Here is a 20,000-nt window from a genome sequence, read left to right as displayed (position 1 = left end):
TCAGGTAACACTGAATGGAGGTCCGAACCCACGCACGTTGAAAAGTGCGGGGATGAGGTGTGGGTAGCGGAGAAATTCCAATCGAACTTGGAGATAGCTGGTTCTCTCCGAAATAGCTTTAGGGCTAGCCTCATGTGTAAGAGTCTTGGAGGTAGAGCACTGTTTGGACTAGGGGCCCTCATCGGGTTACCGAATTCAGACAAACTCCGAATGCCAAAGACTTATCCATGGGAGTCAGACTGCGAGTGATAAGATCCGTAGTCGAAAGGGAAACAGCCCAGACCACCAGCTAAGGTCCCAAAGTATACGTTAAGTGGAAAAGGATGTGGAGTTGCTTAGACAACCAGGATGTTGGCTTAGAAGCAGCCACCATTTAAAGAGTGCGTAATAGCTCACTGGTCGAGTGACTCTGCGCCGAAAATGTACCGGGGCTAAACGTATCACCGAAGCTGTGGATTGACACCTTTAGGTGTCAGTGGTAGGAGAGCGTTCTAAGGACTGCGAAGCTAGACCGTAAGGACTGGTGGAGTGCTTAGAAGTGAGAATGCCGGTATGAGTAGCGAAAGATGGGTGAGAATCCCATCCACCGAATGCCTAAGGTTTCCTGAGGAAGGCTCGTCCGCTCAGGGTTAGTCGGGACCTAAGTCGAGGCCGATAGGCGTAGACGATGGACAACAGGTTGATATTCCTGTACCACCTCTTTTCCGTTTGAGCAATGGGGGGACGCAGGAGGATAGGGTAAGCGCACTGCTGGATATGTGCGTCTAAGCAGTTAGGCTGATGATGAGGCAAATCCCGTCATCGTGAAGGCTGAGCTGTGATAGCGAGCGAATTATAGTAGCGAAGTTCCTGATTCCACACTGCCAAGAAAAACCTCTAGCGAGGAAAAAGGTGCCCGTACCGCAAACCGACACAGGTAGGCGAGGAGAGAATCCTAAGGTGAGCGAGAGAACTCTCGTTAAGGAACTCGGCAAAATGACCCCGTAACTTCGGGAGAAGGGGTGCTCTGGTAGGGTGCAAGCCCGAGAGAGCCGCAGTGAATAGGCCCAGGCGACTGTTTAGCAAAAACACAGGTCTCTGCGAAGCCGTAAGGCGAAGTATAGGGGCTGACGCCTGCCCGGTGCTGGAAGGTTAAGAGGAGTGCTTAGCGCAAGCGAAGGTGCGAATCGAAGCCCCAGTAAACGGCGGCCGTAACTATAACGGTCCTAAGGTAGCGAAATTCCTTGTCGGGTAAGTTCCGACCCGCACGAAAGGCGTAACGATCTGGGCACTGTCTCAACGAGAGACTCGGTGAAATTATAGTACCTGTGAAGATGCAGGTTACCCGCGACAGGACGGAAAGACCCCGTGGAGCTTTACTGTAGCCTGATATTGAATTTTGGTACAGCTTGTACAGGATAGGTAGGAGCCTTGGAAACCGGAGCGCCAGCTTCGGTGGAGGCATCGGTGGGATACTACCCTGGCTGTATTGAAATTCTAACCCGCGCCCCTTATCGGGGTGGGAGACAGTGTCAGGTGGGCAGTTTGACTGGGGCGGTCGCCTCCTAAAGAGTAACGGAGGCGCCCAAAGGTTCCCTCAGAATGGTTGGAAATCATTCGCAGAGTGTAAAGGCACAAGGGAGCTTGACTGCGAGACCTACAAGTCGAGCAGGGACGAAAGTCGGGCTTAGTGATCCGGTGGTTCCGCATGGAAGGGCCATCGCTCAACGGATAAAAGCTACCCCGGGGATAACAGGCTTATCTCCCCCAAGAGTCCACATCGACGGGGAGGTTTGGCACCTCGATGTCGGCTCATCGCATCCTGGGGCTGTAGTCGGTCCCAAGGGTTGGGCTGTTCGCCCATTAAAGCGGTACGCGAGCTGGGTTCAGAACGTCGTGAGACAGTTCGGTCCCTATCCGTCGTGGGCGCAGGAAATTTGAGAGGAGCTGTCCTTAGTACGAGAGGACCGGGATGGACGCACCGCTGGTGTACCAGTTGTCTTGCCAAAGGCATCGCTGGGTAGCTATGTGCGGAAGGGATAAGTGCTGAAAGCATCTAAGCATGAAGCCCCCCTCGAGATGAGATTTCCCATCACGTATGTGAGTAAGATCCCTAGAAGATGACTAGGTAGATAGGTCAGAGATGGAAGCATGGCGACATGTGGAGTTGACTGATACTAATCGATCGAGGACTTAACCACAAAGAGTCATATTTATATGAACAAACAATTGGTCGATATTCGGCTTTCTTGACATCAATTCTTTATCTAGTTTTGAAGGAACAATCCTTCAATTAAATATTCGTCTGGTGATAATGGCGAAGAGGTCACACCCGTTCCCATGCCGAACACGGAAGTTAAGCTCTTCAGCGCCGATGGTAGTTGGGGGATCTCCCCCTGTGAGAGTAGGACGTCGCCAGGCAAATAGGAAAAGAGTAGCTCTTAGGAGTTACTCTTTTTTTGGTTTGATTTGAAGTTCGAAGAACATAAAGATTTGTCTGATCTCTCCTCGACCGCAGTGCGAGGGTAGGGAGGAGCAAGAAGGTCGAGGACGCGAGGGAGAGAAGACCGGAGTGTGGTGTCCACACGAGGATCTGAACGAGTGAAGCGGACGAAGAGATTCGCCGCTCATCACTAGCCGCAGCTTTCAGTGCCGATGGTAGTTGGGGGCTCCCCCTGTGAGAGTACGACGTCGCCAGGCAAATAGGAAAAGAGTAGCTCTTAGTGAGTTGCTCTTTTTTGGTTTTGATTGTTAGAAAAGGATGAGAGGGAGTATATGAAAAGTAAGTATTTGGTAAAAACGCAATAAAAGAAAAAATGACGTAATAATTTCAAAAACGACGCAATCCCCTCCCCAAATGACGCAATTAACCTATCTTCCATTTCTCATCATCACGAGAATCCTGATGAAAAGCTAGTAATCTCGCAATTTTAACCCCCATTGTTAATCCAGGACACATTTTTTGGTTCTTTTTGTTCTGATTCGAGGTGTTTTGCTAAGATACTAAAGGCTTATAAAACTTTCTTTATCCCAATAACCAAATCTAGTAGAAGCACGAGATCGGATATCAGGCGTCTAACCGCCACGCCTCCCCGTCCCACGATCCCACCACCCACTAAAAATTGCTATCTCCCAACCTCCTAACGTATTATTTAAGTAAGAGTATACACAAGGAGAGAAAAACATGACGACAATTTATGATTTTACTGTTAAGAGAGCGAATGGGTCTGTGACGTCGCTGGACGAGTATCGTGGGAAGGTCATGCTGATTGTGAACACAGCAAGTAAGTGTGGCTTTACGCCCCAATTTGAAGAGCTTCAGGGCCTGTATGAAGAGTATAAAGAAGAAGGGCTTGTCGTATTGGGTTTTCCGTGTGATCAATTCATGAACCAGGAGTTCGATAATCAGGATGATATTATGGAATTCTGTCAGGTAAATTACGGAGTATCATTCCCGATGTTTGCGAAGGTGGATGTAAAGGGAAAGGAAGCTCACCCATTATTCACATTTTTAACCCGGGAGAAAAAAGGCGTTCTTCTTTCAAATATTAAATGGAACTTCACTAAGTTTTTGGTTGGGAAAAATGGTGAGGTATTCGACCGGTATTCGCCACAAACCAATCCCCGTAAAATTGAGGATGATATTAAAAAGTTGCTTCAGGCTGAATAGAGAAAGAGAAAAGGCTCGACCTTTCTCTTTCTCCTATGTTTTATCCTTAAGTATCTTGAGTAATAGATAGGGTGACTTTTCTGTTGTGACGTTGAGAAACGTCGTAATGATTGGATAGTCTTCATTGGTGCGGTTTTTTAATAGTTCCACCCACCATTCGGTTTCGTACCGGGCAATCATGCTCAGGTTATATAGAATGGCATAGTGGATGAGTACTTCAGGTATGCCTGATGCTTCGTTTCGAATCCCTGGCAGTGCCGATCGGTTTTTGTTTAAATGCCATCTGACAGGCAGGTGTTCCTCAGCGCTCGATGCGTGCAGCTTGTCATTTGTAATCCAGATTGAATTCCCCGTTATTTTTTCGTTCATGTACTGTGTAAATAAAGACTCGGACATATGAAAGTGGGAGAGTAAGGACTCGTCGATCGTCAGTTCGTGCTGGTCGGTGAACCAGAACATGGTTTTCTTTTTGAGCAGAATCAGAAATGCTTCTTCGAGTTCAGGTATTTGAACGAGCAGATCTTCCATTTTGTATTTTTCTCCGATGATATGTTTCACGTGGAACACGAGGTCCGAAAAGTGTGAGAAAAGGCCGTTTTTCTGAACCTTTACCTCATCCTGTAGAAACCTGTACTGCTGCTTCTTTCTTTTTCTTGAGGTAATCCCATGAGCAAGAACCGTTGTTGTTTCAGGGTATTCCGGATCTTCTGTCAGGACAATCGCTTTAATGAAATGAATGTATCCATAAAAAAGCAATATGGGCTTTAGTGAAAGTGGAGACAACATGGCTTGCTTATAATAAAGCTCTCCTTGTTCCAGGTAATACATGAATGGATAACAGTTATCATAACTCTTTACTTCAGCTTGGATGGAACCCAGTTTTTCGTAACATTTTTTTAGAAACTTCTGGGAGTATTCCGCTGATTGAAAATAGTGAATGAAGTCCCAGTGCTGACTTATTTCGTTCAAGAGATCACCTTCTAATTATTCTGAAAAGTTAAATTAATCCTATTCTTCTTGACAGTATTTTAACCAATTGATAACCTACTAATAATATTTTGGGACTAGGGAGGCCGAAAACATGTGGGATTCTAAATTTGCTAAAGAAGGTTTAACGTTTGACGATGTGCTATTATTACCAGCTAAATCAGAGGTGTTACCAAAGGATGTAAACATCTCTGTTGAATTAACGGACTCAATTAAGCTGAATGTTCCTGTCATCAGTGCAGGGATGGATACTGTAACCGAAGCTGAAATGGCAATTGCAATGGCTCGAACAGGTGGACTCGGTATCATCCACAAGAATATGAGTATTGAACAGCAGGCTGAACAGGTCGATAAAGTAAAACGTTCCGAAAGTGGAGTTATCTCTGATCCATTCTTTTTAACTCCAGATCATCAAGTTTTTTCTGCAGAGCACTTGATGGGCAAATATAGAATTTCCGGTGTTCCGATTGTGAACAACGAGCAAGAACAGAAGCTTGTCGGGATTTTAACGAATCGCGACCTTCGTTTCATCCAGGATTATTCGATCCAGATTTCGGATGTCATGACGAAAGAGAATCTTGTAACGGCTCCAGTCGGCACTACCCTAGAAGAAGCGGAAAAAATTCTTCAGCAATATAAGATTGAAAAGCTGCCTTTGATCGATCAAGAAGGAACACTCAAAGGATTGATTACGATCAAGGATATTGAGAAAGTCATCGAGTTCCCGAATTCGGCTAAAGATGCTCAAGGGCGTTTATTAGTAGGAGCAGCAGTTGGTATTTCAAAGGACACATTAACTCGTGTAGAACATTTGGTTAAAGCCCATGTGGATGTCATCGTGATCGATACGGCTCACGGTCATTCCGCTGGAGTCCTTTCTATTGTTCGTGAAATACGTGAAGCTTATCCAACGTTAAATATCGTTGCAGGTAATGTAGCGACGGCTGAAGCGACAAGAGAATTGATTGAAGCAGGTGCAGATGTGGTCAAAGTGGGAATCGGACCTGGTTCGATCTGTACAACCCGCGTTGTTGCAGGTGTAGGGGTTCCACAAATTACCGCTGTGTATGATTGTGCAACGGAAGCAAGGAAGCACGGTAAGAGCATCATCGCCGATGGAGGCATCAAGTACTCCGGTGATATCGTGAAAGCCTTGGCAGCCGGAGGACATGCAGTGATGCTTGGAAGCTTATTGGCAGGGACATCTGAAAGCCCTGGCGAAACGGAAATCTTCCAAGGTCGCCGCTTTAAAGTATATAGAGGGATGGGTTCTGTCAGCTCCATGGAAAAAGGATCAAAGGACCGCTATTTCCAAGAAGAAGCGAAAAAGTTCGTTCCAGAAGGCATCGAGGGGCGTATTCCTTATAAAGGACCTTTAGCCGATACATTGTATCAGCTGGTCGGGGGCTTGCGTTCAGGAATGGGATACTGTGGAACGAAAGATTTATTCGACTTAAGAGAAAAGGCGCAGTTCATTAAAATGACAGGTGCCGGCCTTCGTGAAAGTCATCCACATGATGTTCAGATTACGAAAGAAGCACCAAACTACTCTTTATAAGAAAATAATGACAAAAGCTGATCAGAATTTCCTGGTCAGCTTTTTTTAGTTGGAAAGAAAGGTCATTCTCCGCCTTTTTTAAGAGGCCGCAAGTCCCTTGACCTATACCAAAACTAGTCATATTCTCTGTCTATTCTTACCTTTGGAACTATGTTAAAATAACGAAGGTGTACATAAAATCTTGGAGGGCTAACAGTGAAAAGAAGTTGGATTCAAAAATCTTTTGTTTGTATGATGGTTTTTATGATGGCAATGAGTATGGTGCAGAAACCTGCCAATGCTCAAGGTGACTTGGATGTAAACGCAAAAGCTGCGATTTTAGTAGAAGCAAGTACAGGTAAGATTCTGTATGAAAAGAATTCCGATACTGCTCAAGGAATTGCAAGTATGACGAAGATGATGACGGAGTACGTGTTACTTGAAGCGGTTAAAGAAGGTAAAGTGAAATGGGATCAGACATACACGGTTCCGACAAAAATTTCGAATATGTCCCATAATGATAATCTGAGTAATGTTCCATTAAGAGAAGAGGGTACATATAAAATCAAAGATCTGTATGAGGCAATGGCAATTGAATCTGCAAATGCTGCAGCGATGGCTATCGCTGAAACTGTAGCCGGTTCTCAAGAAAAGTTTGTTCAAATGATGAATGATAAAGCCAAAGAACTTGGCTTGGAAAACTATAAATTTGTCAATGTGACTGGATTGAATAATAAAGATTTAGCTCCTTATGTGGATCAAGTGGTCGGTGGAGCGGATGAAGAAAATGTGATGTCTGCGAAAGATACCGCAACTCTTGCTTATCGATTGATGAAAGATTTCCCTGAAATCCTTGATACATCAAAAATTGCAAAGAAAACATTCGCTGAAGGCACTGAAGATGCTTTCCCGATGAAAAACTGGAACTGGATGCTGCCTGGATTAATCCGTGAATACGAGGGTATGGACGGTTTAAAAACCGGTACGACTGATTTTGCGGGTGGATGTTTTACCGGAACAGCTGAAAGGGATGGAATGCGTTATATTACAGTGGTGATGAACGTGGATATCAGCTCTGGTGAGAATTCTTATGACGCACGGTTTAATGAAACAAGAAAAATGTTAGATTACGCTTTTACTAATTTCACAATGGAAGAAGTCCTTCCTGCTGACTACAAAGTAAAAGGCCATAAAACACTTCCTGTTCAAAAAGGTAAAGAAAAAGAAGTTCAAATCAAAACCGATTCTCCATTAAGCATGGTGGTTAAGAACGGTGAAGAAGATCAATACAAGCCTAAGTTTGTGTTGGATAAGAAAAAGTTGAATGACAATGGCGAACTGACGGCTCCTATTAAAGAAGGAGAAAAGGTCGGGTATATCACGCTGGAAGCTAAAGGTAAAAAAGATCTAGGTTATCTTACGGATAAAGGGACAAACGCTTCAAAAGCATCTGTTGTGACAGTGGATGGTATCGAGAAAGCGAACTGGTTCGTCCTTTCCATGAGAGCCGTCGGTGGCTTCTTCGGAGATATCTGGGATTCCATTACCTCTACGGTTAAAGGCTGGTTCTAATATAGTGAAACACCAAGACTTAAGTTGGACAGGTCTTGGTGTTTTTTATAATTGAATTATTGTAGGGGATTATACAAAGGGACTAAAGGAATGCTTGTCGCCTCTGAGCAAAGCCCCTCTGCTTTTCGTCTTGACATAAGCCCATTTTTATTGTTTATTTAGCAGTAGGGTTACATAATCATTCCGATTGTTTTAGTCACGTTTTCTTCCTTTTTTGGGAAGTTGTGGGGCAGGCAAGGGATAAATATAAGGGGGATATAGATATGAAGACTGGTACAGATCGTGTAAAAAGAGGTATGGCTGAAATGCAAAAAGGCGGCGTGATCATGGACGTTGTCAATGCAGAGCAGGCAAAAGTTGCTGAAGCTGCGGGTGCAGTTGCGGTAATGGCTTTAGAACGAGTTCCAGCAGACATCCGTGCTGCAGGTGGAGTGGCAAGAATGGCAGATCCTCGTATTATTGAAGAAGTGATGGGTGCCGTGTCGATTCCGGTAATGGCGAAGGCTCGTATCGGTCATATCGTTGAGGCAAGGGTCCTTGAATCAATGGGTGTTGATTATCTTGATGAAAGTGAAGTATTGACGCCGGCTGATGAAGAGTACCATTTAAATAAAAGAGATTTCACGGTTCCTTTCGTATGCGGATGCCGAGATTTAGGTGAAGCTGCCCGCCGTATCGGTGAAGGGGCATCTATGCTTCGTACAAAGGGTGAGCCTGGGACAGGTAACATCGTTGAAGCGGTTCGTCATATGCGTAAGGTAAATGCTCAAGTACGTAAGCTAGTGAGCATGAATGAAGATGAGATCATGACAGAAGCGAAGTTACTGGGAGCTCCATACGAATTATTGTTAGAAATTAAGGAAAACGGTCGTTTACCTGTTGTAAACTTTGCTGCAGGCGGAATTGCCACACCAGCTGATGCTGCTCTTATGATGGAACTCGGGGCTGACGGAGTATTCGTAGGCTCTGGTATCTTCAAGTCAGAGAACCCTGAGAAATTCGCAAGAGCGATTGTAGAAGCAACTACTCACTACCAGGATTACAAGTTGATCGCAGAACTGTCTAAAGAGCTTGGTGTAGCCATGAAGGGCGTAGAAATTTCTTCTATCCTCCCTGAAAACCGCATGCAAGATCGTGGATGGTAAGGTGTGATTCTATGTTGAACATCGGTGTATTAGGACTTCAAGGTGCCGTCAGGGAGCATGTACGTTCAATCGAGGCCTCTGGGGCCAAGGCGATCGTCGTGAAGCGTGTAGAGCAACTGGAAGAGATTCAGGGGCTCATCATGCCTGGCGGAGAAAGTACGACGATGAGAAGGCTGATTGACCGCTATGGCTTTATGGAGCCGTTAAGGCAATTCGCAGAAGCAGGGAAACCGATCTTTGGAACATGTGCCGGTTTGATTCTGTTAGCGAAGCATATTGTCGGTTACGAAGAACCTCATCTTGGGGTGATGGATGTGGCGGTGGAGCGTAATTCATTTGGCCGTCAGAAGGAAAGCTTCGAAGCGGACCTTTCGATTGCCCATGTAGGAGAAGGATTCAATGCCGTCTTCATTCGTGCGCCTCATATCGTGGAAGCGGGAGAAGATGTTGAAATCCTGGCGAAGCATAATGAGCGTATCGTGCTTGCCCGCCATGGTCAGTTCCTCGGCTGTTCTTTCCATCCTGAATTGACGGATGATCATCGTTTGACCGCTTTCTTCGTTGAAATGGTGAAGGAAAGCATGGAGAAAACAATCGCATAATTCTATTGCAAAATGGAAAACATTGTAGTAGATTATGAAATAACCAATTAAAATTTAAATCGTTGATAGGAAATAGTAGTAAAGAAAGCTTGCTAAAGAGAGTCGATGGCCGGTGAGAATCGATGCAGGAGCTTTACGAATCCATCCTTGAGTGAAGTACTGAATGAAGTAGGTATTTTCGGTGATTCCGTTACCATCTCTTAAGAGGAAGATGCTTTGCGTCTTCAATTAGGGTGGCAACGCGGAAACCTCCGTCCCTTTTACCAGGGATGGGGGTTTTTTATTTTTTTATAAAAAGGAGAGAAACGGCATGTTAGACATTAAGTATTTACGTAACAATCTGGAAGATGTAAAAGCCCGACTTCAGCACCGTGGTGAGAACCTGGAGGACTTCGATAAGTTTGAAGAGCTTGATAAGAGAAGAAGAGAGCTCCTTGTGGAAAGTGAAGACCTAAAGAGCAAGCGTAATGAAGTATCCCAACAAATTGCCGAGCTGAAAAAAGAGAAAAAAGATGCTCAGGATATGATTTTGGAGATGCGTGAAGTAGGAGCCATGGTGAAAAAGTTGGATGATGAATTAAGAGGCATCGAGGAAGAGCTTGAGCGAATCCTTCTTTCTATTCCAAACATCCCCCATGAAACGGTACCTGTGGGGGAAACAGAAGATGATAATATCGAAGCGCGTAAATGGGGCGAGGTCCGGGAATTTGATTTCGAAGCACAGCCTCACTGGGATGTAGCAACAAATCTCGGAATCCTTGATTTCGAACGGGCAGGGAAAGTGACGGGAAGCCGTTTCGTTTTCTATAAAGGCCTCGGGGCAAGACTTGAAAGAGCCCTTATCAACTTTATGATGGACCTTCATATGGATGAGCATGGTTATACGGAAATGATTCCTCCATTCCTTGTGAATCGGGCGAGTATGACAGGGACAGGACAACTTCCAAAGTTTGAAGAGGATGCGTTCAGAATCGAGAGCGAGGACTACTTCTTAGTTCCTACGGCAGAAGTGCCTGTAACGAATTATCATCGCGATGAAATCCTGAAGGCTGACGAGCTGCCTGTAAGCTATGTGGCATACAGCGCCAACTTCCGCTCTGAAGCGGGATCTGCAGGACGTGATACAAGAGGGCTGATCCGTCAGCATCAGTTCAATAAAGTCGAGCTGGTACGCTTTGTGAAGCCTGAGGACTCTTATGATGAGTTAGAGAAATTGACGGGTCACGCTGAAAAAGTTCTTCAGCTGCTTGGTCTTCCGTACCGCGTATTATCTATGTGTACAGCGGACCTGGGCTTCACTGCAGCCAAGAAGTACGACATTGAAGTCTGGATTCCAAGTTACGGTACGTACCGTGAGATTTCTTCTTGCAGTAACTTTGAGAGCTTCCAGGCGAGACGTGCCAACATCCGCTTCAGAAGAGAGCCCAACGCGAAGCCTGAACATGTGCATACGTTAAATGGTTCTGGATTAGCGATTGGACGAACAGTCGCCGCCATCCTGGAAAACTACCAGCAGGAAGATGGCAGTGTCATCGTACCGGAAGCCCTTCGTCCATACATGGGTGGAGTGGAAGTCATTAAATAAAACATTTTTGTCAGCAAAAAGAAGTCTCGCGTCCATCCGTGAGACTTCTTTTAAATTTTTTATGAAATATGCTTGACTCCATATATACACCATGTTATTATAATTCTTGTCGATACGGAGGAATACCCAAGTCCGGCTGAAGGGATCGGTCTTGAAAACCGACAGGGGTGTAACAGCCCGCGGGGGTTCGAATCCCCCTTCCTCCTCCATTGATTTTTTTATAACCATCGCGCATAAACTTTGGAGATAGAATTCGTTACATTTTATGTAACGAATTTTTTTATTTTATCCCCATGTCGAAGGACCTGGTACCTCTTACTTAAGGTTCTCTATATCTTCTCTTACATGGTGATCGGACGTGTTTTCGAGTACACCGATCGCTGTAATATGACTGCGTGCTTCTTCATCCCCCAGCAGGTAGATCTTTGCATAAATATCCCTCATCGATTGATCATAATGATTATCTTCTGGTGAATTATGATACTGGCGGAATGGAACCTGAGCGCGTCTCATGGTGGACATGTCATCATCATAATTATCGTTAAAGAGCATTTTAAGCTCGTTCACCTCTGTAGGGGTTGCGAATATCCGAAAGCTCGGACTGGCGTTTTGATTCGGATCCTGCAGAATATCCCCGCTGCTGATATCAACAAAATAAGTTTGTTTCGCTTCCATCATCTCTACATCTCCTTCATCAATTATTTGTTACTACCTATACCTCTTTTCGAATGGAAATAAACGGATGGGTCTTCCTCGTTTCGTTATTAGGCATTTTGTGGATAGAATATAAAAAAAGACTACTCTTAGTCGCAGAATAGTCTTTTTTTATATATTCTGATCCAGCTCCGGCGCCTAGTCCCTCGAGGTCATAAGTCAAGCCATCCAAAAAGGCAAAAATCCGCCTTTTTGGATGGCTCGTCTTATGCTTGTCGGGCCTGACCAAGGCGCCTCCGCTTTTCGTTTAGCTTTTTAACATTCTCGTCTGTTCTATGAAGTAGCCGATTCTTTCGACGATTGGTTCGATAGAGTTTTGGTCGTTGACGAGGTCGTATTCGCTGATGTCGAGTCTGAGGACAGGACATGCGTTAAAGGAATTGATCCAGTTTTCGTAGCGCTCGTGCATTTCCTCCCAGTAGGCAACAGGCGTTTGCTGTTCCATCGGGCGACCCCGCTCACGGATGCGGTCCACGACATTATCAATGGATCCTTCAAGGTAAATCAATAGATCAGGGTGTGGAAAATACGGTGTCATGACCATGGCATCGAATAGGCTTGTATAGGTTTCATAGTCGATTTCACTCATATTTCCTTTTTCATAATGCATGCGGGCGAATATGCCTGTGTCTTCGTAGATGGATCGGTCTTGGATAAAGCCGCCGCCGTATTCAAAGATTTTCTTCTGTTCTTTAAAGCGTTCTGCCAGGAAGTAGACTTGAAGGTGGAAGCTCCAGCTTTTAAAGTCCTGATAAAATTTATCGAGATAAGGATTCGTATCCACTTTTTCAAATGACGTCCGGAAGCCCAAAGCATTGGCCAATCCGTTTGTCATCGTGGATTTCCCGACACCGACCGTTCCGGCAATGGTGATCACGGCGTTGTTCGGAATTCCGTATTTAGTGCGAAGATTCATGATAGTGAACTCCTTTTTTCAGTGTAGTTTCTAATTGAGTAAGAATGTGATCCAGATCTTCTTTGTTTTGAACGAAATCGACGTGATCGCCATTGTAGCGAAGAACAGGGATATCCGGGTGTGTTTCTTCGAATGTATTCATGTATTCTTCATAATCGAGTGATAGCTGCTTCAGGTATAGAGGGCTGATTTTCTTTTCGAAATCACGTCCTCTTTTTTCGATCCGCTTCAAGAGCGTATCTAAGCTTGCGTTCAAGTAAATGACCACATTGGGTCTCGGCATATCTGAAGTCAGGATGTCATAGATGTTGAGGTATTTCTTGAATTGTTGTTCGTCCTTCAACGTGCGTTTTGCGAAGATAATGTTTTTAAGAATATGATAATCTGCAACGACAGATTTGTTCTGAGATAAGTAGTGTTTCTCGATATCTTCTAATTGTTTATATCGATTGCATAAGAAAAACATCTCTGTTTGAAAGCTCCACTCTTCAATGTCATCATAAAACTTATCTAAGAATGGGTTTTCATCTACGATTTCTTTAAGCAGGTGAAATTGAAAATGATCGGAAATCGCTTTTGCAAGAGAGGTTTTTCCTATTCCAATCGGGCCTTCAACGGTAATGAAAGGAATGCGCCCCATTAATTGTCCTCCTCATATTACGGCAATCTTTTCTCGTATTTAGTGTGAAAAATTACGACAGGAATTATTGTAACACAATATATGGATGGTTTGTTCAGGATATTTCCTGTGATAGAGAAAACACATCACCTTCATTGTATCGGCTTCCTGTAAGGGAACTTTATGAAGACGCACATAAAAAGCTGATGAATAGGTGTTTATAGATTTACCTATCCATCAGCTACTATTAATTATCTTTTTACAACGTTGAAATTGTCGGATATTAACAGCCAGTTTTGAGGGAAAGAGAGACCGAGCTTCCAATAACTCATCCCCCTCAATTTCAATTCTTTCATAAGATCGAATTTGGCCTGGATGCTCCGTGCATCTTCAAACCAGACTTCATGATCTTTTCCGGTATCTGCATCACGGTACTTGAAGAAGGGTGCCTGCGCTTTTTGATCATAATCGATTTTGACATTGTTATCAGCGGCTATCTGGATTGCCTGTTGAGGACTGATGGCTTTGGCTGTACTTCCCTGTACGAAGGGAAGTGTCCAGTCATAACCATATAAATTCTGCCCCATGAGAATCTTGGATGGAGGCATCTCGGAAACAGCATACTCGAGAACATCCCTCACCGGTCCGATAGGGGAGACTGCCATGGCGGGACCTCCACTGTAGCCCCACTCATACGTCATGATGACCACGAAGTCGACAATTTCACCATGGGCTTTGTAATCATGGGCTTCATACCATTTCCCTTTTTGATCCGCGCTGGTCTTTGGGGCAAGGGCGGTGGAGAGCAGCCATCCTTCCTGGTTGAAGCGTGCCTTCGCTTTTCGTAGAAATTGGTTGTAGGCTTCTTTATCCTGTGGGCGCAAGTACTCAAAGTCGAAGTGAATATCCCTGAATCCATATTTTTTGGCGGTTTGGACAACGTTATCCAGGAACTTATTCTGGATGTTCTGATCGGTTAATAGAATTCTGCCCAGTTCATCACTGAATGTCCCTTCCTCCTGGTTGGTGATGGCCATCATCATGACATTATTATTGTCTTTCCCCGTTTGAATGAGGTTTCCGAGGAGAGGTTCCTTCAAAGTCCCATCCCGCTTCGCCTGAAAACTGAATGGAGCGAGATACGTGAGGTAGGGGGCAGCTTCCTTGGCGCTTTGTTCAAGGTTCGGGGCCACTTCCTTTCCGTATGGCTCAACATACCCATTAAACTCTGCTTTCACCTTGGACTTCTGTGGGATGTATAAACGAGTCCCCACCTGTAGAGGCTGATTAGGAGAAATCCCGTTCACCCTTGCAAGTTCCTGGTAAGGGACGCCCGTTTTTTGACTGATGCCCCAAAGACTATCCCCGGGTTGAACAAAATAAAAACTTCCTATAATCGGGATGACCAGTGATTGGCCGATCACTAAGTTATTGGGGTTCGGCAATTGATTGGCGTCCACTATATCATTAACTGTTGACCCATACGCTTGAGCGATGCCAAATAAAGATTGGTTCGGCTGGACAACATGTATTTGCATAAACAAACCCTCCTCTAATACATTCACTATAATCAGCGTATGAGAAGGGTGGTTTGAATATGTTTTCTGCCAGAAATTTTATAAAATCCCACTGGTGGGATCAATCTTTGCTTTTAAGACATTTTTCATCATCGTCAAGGCGTAGTGATTGTCTTCTTCACTGACAGAAGCGATGGCGTCACCGGGCACCATCAGGGTAAACTCTCTCATATAGGCATCATTGGCTGTGAAGAGTACACATATATTGCCGGCAATCCCTGTGATGATCAGGTTCTTGACGGATAAGTGGTGAAGAAGTGTGTTTAATGCCGTACCATAAAAGGCAGAGTGCTTCGGTTTAATAAGAAAGTAATCGTCTTCCATCGGTTGGAGAGGTGTCATGATGCGGTCGCTCCTTTTGTTATGACACTTTTTGTATATCTCTTTGTAATCTGCTTTCCAAAGCTCGTAATGGTCGTTAATATAGATGGTAGGAAGCTGATGTTTCATGCAATAGCGACGCAGGGAGTTAATGGGATCGACAATCCTGGCGGTGTGTTGTGCCAGGGTTTCCCCGTGTTTGAAGTCAAATGGATTCATAATATCGATGACCAGGAGAGCAGTATCGTTAGGTATCATGTGAAAGCCCCTTTCCACTATAGTTTGGTGTGAATGTGGATATTTTATAAAGAAAAGAGAAATAAATTTACAGGAGTACAAAATGGGTATAAGAGAAGAACAGTTTATGAAAGAAGCACTGAAAGAAGCAGAGAAAGCAGCCGCGATCCAGGAAGTTCCGATTGGCGCCGTGATTGTGATGGATGACGAAATCATCGCCCGGGCCCATAATCTGAGGGAAACAAGCCAAAACGCCATCACCCATGCCGAAACATTGGCGATCCAGGAGGCGTGTGAGAAGCTTGGCACCTGGCGTCTTGAAGGAGCGGAGCTTTATGTCACCCTTGAACCTTGTCCCATGTGCAGCGGGGCCATCATCCTATCAAGAATCGAGAAAGTCGTTTATGGGGCAAAGGATCCGAAAGCGGGTTGTGCCGGTACGTTGATGAATCTACTTGAGGATGATCGGTTCAATCACCAGTGTAAAGTAGTGCCTGGGGTTTTGTCGGAGGAATGTGGTGGAATCCTCTCCCGATTTTTTAAAGGGTTAAGGGAGCGGAAGAAAATCGAGAAGAAAAAGGGGATGGATAGTCTGTAAATAACTTACAGCATTCCATCATTGCTTTTTACCGTAAATCCTAGTATACTTAATCTTGCGTCGCACTAATGACGCAACTAAATATGGTATCAATTTTGCCGTGCTAGGTGGGGAGGTAGCGGTGCCCTGTACTCGCAATCCGCTCTAGCGAGACCGAATTCCTTTCCGAGGCTCGCACTCTGTAGGGCCTGCCTCAAGTAAGTGGTGTTGACGCCTGGGTCCTGCGCAATGGGAATCCATGAACCATGTCAGGTCCGGAAGGAAGCAGCATTAAGTGGAAGCTCCCATGTGCCGCAGGGTTGCCTGGGCCGAGCTAACTGCTTGAGTAACGCCTATGGATGCTTGTCGACGAAAGGTGCACGGCAGTTTAATTAATATACAACAACTCATCCATTTCCGGGTGGGTTTTTTGTTTGTGCAAAGGTTTAAATTGATCTCCGGTTTTCTTTGTAAAAGGGATTTACATTACGTTATAATAGAGACACTATAGTACATAAAAAGAGGGGGGAGTATTTTGGCATATCAAGCTTTATATCGTGTGTGGCGTCCTCAGTCATTTATTGATGTAGTGGGACAGCAGCATGTAACGAAAACGTTGCAAAATGCCCTCCTTCATCAGAAGATTTCCCATGCCTATTTATTCTCGGGACCAAGAGGGACAGGGAAGACGAGTGCAGCGAAGATCCTGGCAAAAGCCGTTAACTGTGAACGTTCCCCTGTAGCGGAACCTTGCAATGAGTGCGATGCGTGTAAAGGGATCACGGACGGTTCGATCCCTGATGTCATTGAAATCGATGCCGCCTCCAATAACGGGGTGGAGGAGATCCGGGACATCCGTGATAAAGTCAAATATTCTCCAAACGTTGTCGAGTATAAAGTCTACATCATCGATGAAGTTCATATGTTGTCCATTGGAGCATTCAATGCACTTTTGAAAACATTGGAGGAGCCGCCTAAGCATGTCATATTCATCCTGGCGACGACCGAACCCCATAAGATTCCCCTGACAATCATTTCGCGCTGTCAGCGATTTGACTTCAAACGGATCACCGCCATGGATATTGTGGGAAGAATGAGTCATATTGCCACAGAATCCGGCGTGAATTTTGAAGAAAATGCCCTGACGATCATCGCAAGGGCTGCCGAGGGTGGGATGCGGGATGCCCTCAGCCTTCTCGATCAGGCGATCTCCTTCAGTCAGGACCGGGTCACGGTCGACGATGCCCTGACGGTAACGGGAGCCGTTTCTCAAGGTTACTTGAATACCCTGGCAAAGGCTATCCTGGAACGAGATGTTACAACTGGTTTAGGGGCCCTGGAAGAGCTCCTGTTTCAAGGGAAGGACCCGGCGAGGTTTGCAGAAGACTTCATCCTTTATTTCAGGGACATGCTGTTATACCAGACCGCCCCGAACCTGGAGGAATCACTGGAACGGGTCATGCTCGACGATGATTTTAAAGAATTGGCAGAGCGTACCCAGCCTGGGCAGATCTATCAGTACATTGACGTTCTGAATCAGGCCGGTCAGGAAATGAAGTTTACGAATCATGCCCGGATTTATCTGGAGGTTTCCATTGTGAAGCTTTGTCAGATGGAAGCGCCCGTATCGGCTTCTTCTCCGGAAGTAAATGACTTGATGAAAAAGATCAACCTTCTTGAAAAAGAGGTCGAACAGCTGAAGGCAAATGGAGTCAAGGTTCAAGCGGAGCCCGCTGCACAAGCTACCAAAAAGCCGATCAGGGCGAAGAAAGGATTCCGTGCCCCTACCGGTAAGATTCAGGAAGTACTCCGAACGGCTACGAAAGAAGATTTGAATCTTATCAAGAGCCGATGGGGAGACATGGTGGAAACCCTTAATCAGCGTCAGATGCGTTCGCAGTCTGCATTATTAAATGATGCTGAACCTGTAGCAGCAACAAACGGCTCATTTGTGTTAAAATTCAAATATGATATCCATTGTCAGATGGCAATGGAGAATCAAGCTTTTACTTCAGCCATTGCTTCCATTTTGGAAGAGTTAACGGGAAATAGCTATGCGGCTATTGGAATTCCTGAAGATCAGTGGGTGTCCATCAGGGAAGACTTCATCCGGAACTCGAAAACAGAGGATGGAGATTCATCCGGCGGGGATCAAGAAGAAGATTCCCTCTTAACGGAAGCAGAAAAGCTGGTCGGTATGGACTTAATAGAACTTAACGATTAATATTTTTTAAAAATAAACTGGAGGTAATGATGATGATGCGTGGAAATGGAAATATGCAAAACATGATGAAGCAAATGCAAAAAATGCAAAAGAAGATGGCGGAAGCTCAGGAAGAACTGGGTGAAAAGCAAATCGAAGGAACAGCAGGCGGCGGAATGGTAACAGTCATCGTGTCCGGTCACAAACAAGTCATTGATGTGAAAATCAACGAAGAAGCGGTTGATCCGGATGATGTAGAAATGTTACAAGACTTGGTTCTTGCAGCGACTAACGATGCACTAAAGAAAGCGGACGAACTAACGAACTCAACCATGGGTCAGTTCACTAAAGGAATGAACCTACCGGGAATGTTCTAGGAGGCAAAAATATGCATTATCCTGAGCCTATATCAAAGCTGATCGACAGCTTTATGAAACTGCCGGGAATCGGGCCGAAAACTGCGGCCCGCCTGGCTTTTTTTGTTCTTAGTATGAAAGAGGATACCGTATTGGACTTTGCGAAAGCACTGGTCAATGCAAAACGTAACTTGAGTTACTGCTCCGTCTGCGGACACATAACGGATCAAGATCCCTGCTATATCTGTGAGGATCAAAGGCGTGACCGCAGCATCATCTGTGTCGTGCAGGACCCCAAGGATGTCATCGCGATGGAGAAGATGAAAGAGTATAACGGACAATATCATGTGCTTCATGGAGCCATCTCCCCGATGGATGGGATCGGACCTGAAGACATTAATGTACCTGACCTCATCAAACGACTTCAAAGTGATGAAGTCCAGGAAGTCATCCTGGCAACCAACCCCAATATTGAAGGGGAAGCGACAGCCATGTACATCTCCCGACTCGTCAAACCATCCGGTATCAGGATCACAAGGATCGCCCACGGACTTCCCGTCGGTGGTGACCTCGAGTACGCAGATGAAGTAACGTTATCGAAAGCCCTTGAAGGAAGAAGAGACGTTTAACGAAGGAGAGGATACCTATGTTTTTCAGGAAAAAAGGAAAGCTGAAAAAAGAGTATGACCAATCCTTACTTCACGTTTTAGACGAAACAAAGGATCATTGGAATCAGCAGCGTTCAATAGAAGAGATGAGTGTGGACTATAATTTGAACATCCACTGTCATTCGAAAATCGCAGAAGCCAAATATTTTTTTCTTTTTAGGGAAGCGAAACATAGAAAGATCGTCATAAAAAGGTAGACAACCATCATATCCTTTCAATAAGAGACTAAATTTGTTCTTTGTTGAGAGGAGAGAAGGGTATGAGCCCAGTTATCGTCATAGCGGTGATCAGTGGACTGATCGTACTGCTGTTAGCGACGGGTACGCCTATCAAGCCACTGCGGTTTGTTGGACAAGTCGCCATGAAGGTCATGATCGGAGCACTATTTTTATTTTTCCTGAACGCTTTTGGAAGTCAGTACGGAATTCACGTTCCCATTAACGTCGCCACCTCATCTATTTCAGGGATATTAGGTATTCCGGGGGTAGTGGGACTTACGGTGATTCAAATGTGGATATTATAATCGTCAAAGCCGATTGAAAAAGCAGTCAAGATCCAGGTGGAATTTACCCGGGTCTTGACTGCTTTTTATTTGACGAATGTCTTTGGCATAACAACCGCTACTACTTCTCCCCGTGCGCATAGATTCCCCTCTGCGAACACCTCTGTTTCCACTTTAAACTTCTTCGGATGAACCTCGTGGATCGTTCCTACTGCTTTTAATGGAACATTGTG

The 20,000-nt window shown here is 45.0% G+C and carries 19 protein-coding genes, 1 tRNA gene, 2 rRNA genes, 1 other RNA gene and 1 other annotated feature (2 of these 24 cut by a window edge); of the genes, 16 read left to right on the top strand and 7 right to left on the bottom strand.

The genetic code is table 11. The annotated features are described in order from the left end of the window. The 3 genes from ATG71_RS04360 to ATG71_RS04350 form a co-directional block, all read left to right on the top strand. A 23S ribosomal RNA gene (locus tag ATG71_RS04360) occupies positions 1–2,180 on the top strand (it extends 756 nt beyond the left edge of the window). A 103-nt stretch (positions 2,181–2,283) separates the two neighbouring features. After that, positions 2,284–2,400, top strand: a 5S ribosomal RNA gene (gene rrf, locus ATG71_RS04355). Between the two features lie 763 nt (positions 2,401–3,163). Next, a complete protein-coding gene (locus ATG71_RS04350; RefSeq protein ID WP_098438586.1) occupies positions 3,164–3,649 on the top strand; it encodes a glutathione peroxidase in 486 nt (161 codons plus the stop codon). Between the two features lie 33 nt (positions 3,650–3,682). Here the strand turns inward: ATG71_RS04350 and ATG71_RS04345 are convergent, their stop codons facing one another. Continuing rightward, positions 3,683–4,618: a YaaC family protein gene (locus ATG71_RS04345; RefSeq protein ID WP_098438585.1), complete on the bottom strand. Its 936-nt coding sequence runs from the start codon at positions 4,616–4,618 to the stop codon at positions 3,683–3,685. Between the two features lie 112 nt (positions 4,619–4,730). Between ATG71_RS04345 and guaB the strand changes: the two genes are divergently transcribed. From guaB to ATG71_RS04315, 6 genes are all read left to right on the top strand, one after another. Then, complete coding sequence (guaB, locus tag ATG71_RS04340) at positions 4,731–6,194, top strand: IMP dehydrogenase (RefSeq protein WP_098438584.1); 1,464 nt, start codon at positions 4,731–4,733, stop codon at positions 6,192–6,194. A 243-nt stretch (positions 6,195–6,437) separates the two neighbouring features. Further along, positions 6,438–7,745, top strand: coding sequence for a D-alanyl-D-alanine carboxypeptidase family protein (locus tag ATG71_RS04335; protein ID WP_286162904.1), 1,308 nt, complete (start codon positions 6,438–6,440; stop codon positions 7,743–7,745). Between the two features lie 263 nt (positions 7,746–8,008). After that, positions 8,009–8,890, top strand: a complete 882-nt coding sequence (pdxS, locus tag ATG71_RS04330) for a pyridoxal 5'-phosphate synthase lyase subunit PdxS (RefSeq protein ID WP_061811515.1) — start codon at positions 8,009–8,011, stop codon at positions 8,888–8,890. An 11-nt stretch (positions 8,891–8,901) separates the two neighbouring features. Further along, on the top strand, positions 8,902–9,492 hold the full coding sequence (gene pdxT / locus ATG71_RS04325; protein WP_098438582.1) for a pyridoxal 5'-phosphate synthase glutaminase subunit PdxT: 591 nt from the start codon (positions 8,902–8,904) through the stop codon (positions 9,490–9,492). Positions 9,493–9,545: 53 nt separating this feature from the next. Next, positions 9,546–9,754 (top strand) — a binding site (T-box leader). A gap of 48 nt (positions 9,755–9,802) precedes the next feature. Further along, positions 9,803–11,077, top strand: coding sequence for a serine--tRNA ligase (gene serS / locus ATG71_RS04320; RefSeq protein ID WP_098438581.1), 1,275 nt, complete (start codon positions 9,803–9,805; stop codon positions 11,075–11,077). Between the two features lie 116 nt (positions 11,078–11,193). Beyond that, positions 11,194–11,286 (top strand) — tRNA-Ser (locus ATG71_RS04315). A gap of 106 nt (positions 11,287–11,392) precedes the next feature. On the opposite strand, the gene ATG71_RS04310 is transcribed toward ATG71_RS04315, so the two are convergent. The 5 genes from ATG71_RS04310 to ATG71_RS04285 all read right to left on the bottom strand — a co-directional run bounded on the left by ATG71_RS04310 (position 11,393) and on the right by ATG71_RS04285 (position 15,482). After that, positions 11,393–11,755 (bottom strand): hydrolase, encoded by a 363-nt coding sequence (locus tag ATG71_RS04310; RefSeq protein ID WP_098438580.1) that lies wholly within the window; start codon positions 11,753–11,755, stop codon positions 11,393–11,395. Positions 11,756–12,038: 283 nt separating this feature from the next. Continuing rightward, entirely contained in the window at positions 12,039–12,707 is a 669-nt protein-coding gene (locus ATG71_RS04300; protein ID WP_044340684.1) for a deoxynucleoside kinase, read from the bottom strand. Beyond that, positions 12,691–13,347 carry a deoxynucleoside kinase gene (locus tag ATG71_RS04295; RefSeq protein WP_060675048.1) on the bottom strand — a complete coding sequence of 219 codons (657 nt, stop codon included), beginning with the start codon at positions 13,345–13,347 and terminating at the stop codon, positions 12,691–12,693. The genes ATG71_RS04300 and ATG71_RS04295 overlap by 17 nt, the downstream gene beginning before the upstream one ends. A gap of 230 nt (positions 13,348–13,577) precedes the next feature. After that, the gene (locus tag ATG71_RS04290) at positions 13,578–14,864 is read right to left on the bottom strand and encodes a glycoside hydrolase family 18 protein (RefSeq protein WP_098438578.1); all 1,287 of its coding nucleotides are present in this window, start codon (positions 14,862–14,864) and stop codon (positions 13,578–13,580) included. 78 nt (positions 14,865–14,942) lie between these two features. Continuing rightward, on the bottom strand, positions 14,943–15,482 hold the full coding sequence (locus ATG71_RS04285; RefSeq protein WP_098438577.1) for a cysteine hydrolase family protein: 540 nt from the start codon (positions 15,480–15,482) through the stop codon (positions 14,943–14,945). 82 nt (positions 15,483–15,564) lie between these two features. Here ATG71_RS04285 and tadA point away from each other — a divergent pair, with 82 nt between their 5' ends. From tadA to ATG71_RS04250, 7 genes are all read left to right on the top strand, one after another. Then, positions 15,565–16,059, top strand: a complete 495-nt coding sequence (gene tadA, locus ATG71_RS04280) for a tRNA adenosine(34) deaminase TadA (protein WP_098438576.1) — start codon at positions 15,565–15,567, stop codon at positions 16,057–16,059. Positions 16,060–16,157: 98 nt separating this feature from the next. Beyond that, positions 16,158–16,422, top strand: an RNA gene (gene ffs, locus ATG71_RS04275) — signal recognition particle sRNA large type. A 151-nt stretch (positions 16,423–16,573) separates the two neighbouring features. Further along, positions 16,574–18,262, top strand: coding sequence for a DNA polymerase III subunit gamma/tau (gene dnaX / locus ATG71_RS04270; RefSeq protein ID WP_098438575.1), 1,689 nt, complete (start codon positions 16,574–16,576; stop codon positions 18,260–18,262). 29 nt (positions 18,263–18,291) lie between these two features. Beyond that, positions 18,292–18,618 carry a YbaB/EbfC family nucleoid-associated protein gene (locus tag ATG71_RS04265; protein ID WP_375162873.1) on the top strand — a complete coding sequence of 109 codons (327 nt, stop codon included), beginning with the start codon at positions 18,292–18,294 and terminating at the stop codon, positions 18,616–18,618. 11 nt (positions 18,619–18,629) lie between these two features. After that, entirely contained in the window at positions 18,630–19,226 is a 597-nt protein-coding gene (gene recR / locus ATG71_RS04260) for a recombination mediator RecR (RefSeq protein ID WP_034766119.1), read from the top strand. Between the two features lie 17 nt (positions 19,227–19,243). After that, entirely contained in the window at positions 19,244–19,462 is a 219-nt protein-coding gene (locus ATG71_RS04255; protein WP_034766121.1) for a YaaL family protein, read from the top strand. Between the two features lie 62 nt (positions 19,463–19,524). Next, positions 19,525–19,788: a pro-sigmaK processing inhibitor BofA family protein gene (locus tag ATG71_RS04250; RefSeq protein WP_034766123.1), complete on the top strand. Its 264-nt coding sequence runs from the start codon at positions 19,525–19,527 to the stop codon at positions 19,786–19,788. Positions 19,789–19,853: 65 nt separating this feature from the next. Here ATG71_RS04250 and ATG71_RS04245 read toward each other — a convergent pair whose 3' ends face one another. Further along, positions 19,854–20,000 carry the 3' end of a PaaI family thioesterase gene (locus ATG71_RS04245; protein ID WP_098438574.1) on the bottom strand. It continues 330 nt past the right edge of the window, so only the last 147 of its 477 coding nucleotides appear in the window; its start codon lies beyond the right edge, outside the window; it ends in the stop codon at positions 19,854–19,856.

The sequence above is a fragment of the Bacillus sp. es.034 genome (genome assembly GCF_002563655.1).
Lineage (GTDB): Bacteria > Bacillota > Bacilli > Bacillales > Bacillaceae_B > Rossellomorea.
Note: the sequence above shows the minus strand (reverse complement) of the source record. Positions and strands in the feature narration are given on the sequence as shown.

What these genes read in the sequence shown, in the direction of transcription:
- ATG71_RS04350 (WP_098438586.1), top strand. Translation starts at nt 3,164, where the DNA reads ATGACGACAATTTATGATTTTACTGTTAAGAGAGCGAATGGGTCTGTG.
- guaB (WP_098438584.1), top strand. Translation starts at nt 4,731, where the DNA reads ATGTGGGATTCTAAATTTGCTAAAGAAGGTTTAACGTTTGACGATGTG.
- ATG71_RS04335 (WP_286162904.1), top strand. Translation starts at nt 6,438, where the DNA reads ATGATGGCAATGAGTATGGTGCAGAAACCTGCCAATGCTCAAGGTGAC.
- pdxS (WP_061811515.1), top strand. Translation starts at nt 8,009, where the DNA reads ATGAAGACTGGTACAGATCGTGTAAAAAGAGGTATGGCTGAAATGCAA.
- pdxT (WP_098438582.1), top strand. Translation starts at nt 8,902, where the DNA reads ATGTTGAACATCGGTGTATTAGGACTTCAAGGTGCCGTCAGGGAGCAT.
- serS (WP_098438581.1), top strand. Translation starts at nt 9,803, where the DNA reads ATGTTAGACATTAAGTATTTACGTAACAATCTGGAAGATGTAAAAGCC.
- ATG71_RS04310 (WP_098438580.1), bottom strand. Translation starts at nt 11,755, where the DNA reads ATGATGGAAGCGAAACAAACTTATTTTGTTGATATCAGCAGCGGGGAT.
- ATG71_RS04300 (WP_044340684.1), bottom strand. Translation starts at nt 12,707, where the DNA reads ATGAATCTTCGCACTAAATACGGAATTCCGAACAACGCCGTGATCACC.
- ATG71_RS04295 (WP_060675048.1), bottom strand. Translation starts at nt 13,347, where the DNA reads ATGGGGCGCATTCCTTTCATTACCGTTGAAGGCCCGATTGGAATAGGA.
- ATG71_RS04290 (WP_098438578.1), bottom strand. Translation starts at nt 14,864, where the DNA reads ATGCAAATACATGTTGTCCAGCCGAACCAATCTTTATTTGGCATCGCT.
- ATG71_RS04285 (WP_098438577.1), bottom strand. Translation starts at nt 15,482, where the DNA reads ATGATACCTAACGATACTGCTCTCCTGGTCATCGATATTATGAATCCA.
- tadA (WP_098438576.1), top strand. Translation starts at nt 15,565, where the DNA reads ATGGGTATAAGAGAAGAACAGTTTATGAAAGAAGCACTGAAAGAAGCA.
- ATG71_RS04265 (WP_375162873.1), top strand. Translation starts at nt 18,292, where the DNA reads ATGATGATGCGTGGAAATGGAAATATGCAAAACATGATGAAGCAAATG.
- recR (WP_034766119.1), top strand. Translation starts at nt 18,630, where the DNA reads ATGCATTATCCTGAGCCTATATCAAAGCTGATCGACAGCTTTATGAAA.
- ATG71_RS04255 (WP_034766121.1), top strand. Translation starts at nt 19,244, where the DNA reads ATGTTTTTCAGGAAAAAAGGAAAGCTGAAAAAAGAGTATGACCAATCC.
- ATG71_RS04250 (WP_034766123.1), top strand. Translation starts at nt 19,525, where the DNA reads ATGAGCCCAGTTATCGTCATAGCGGTGATCAGTGGACTGATCGTACTG.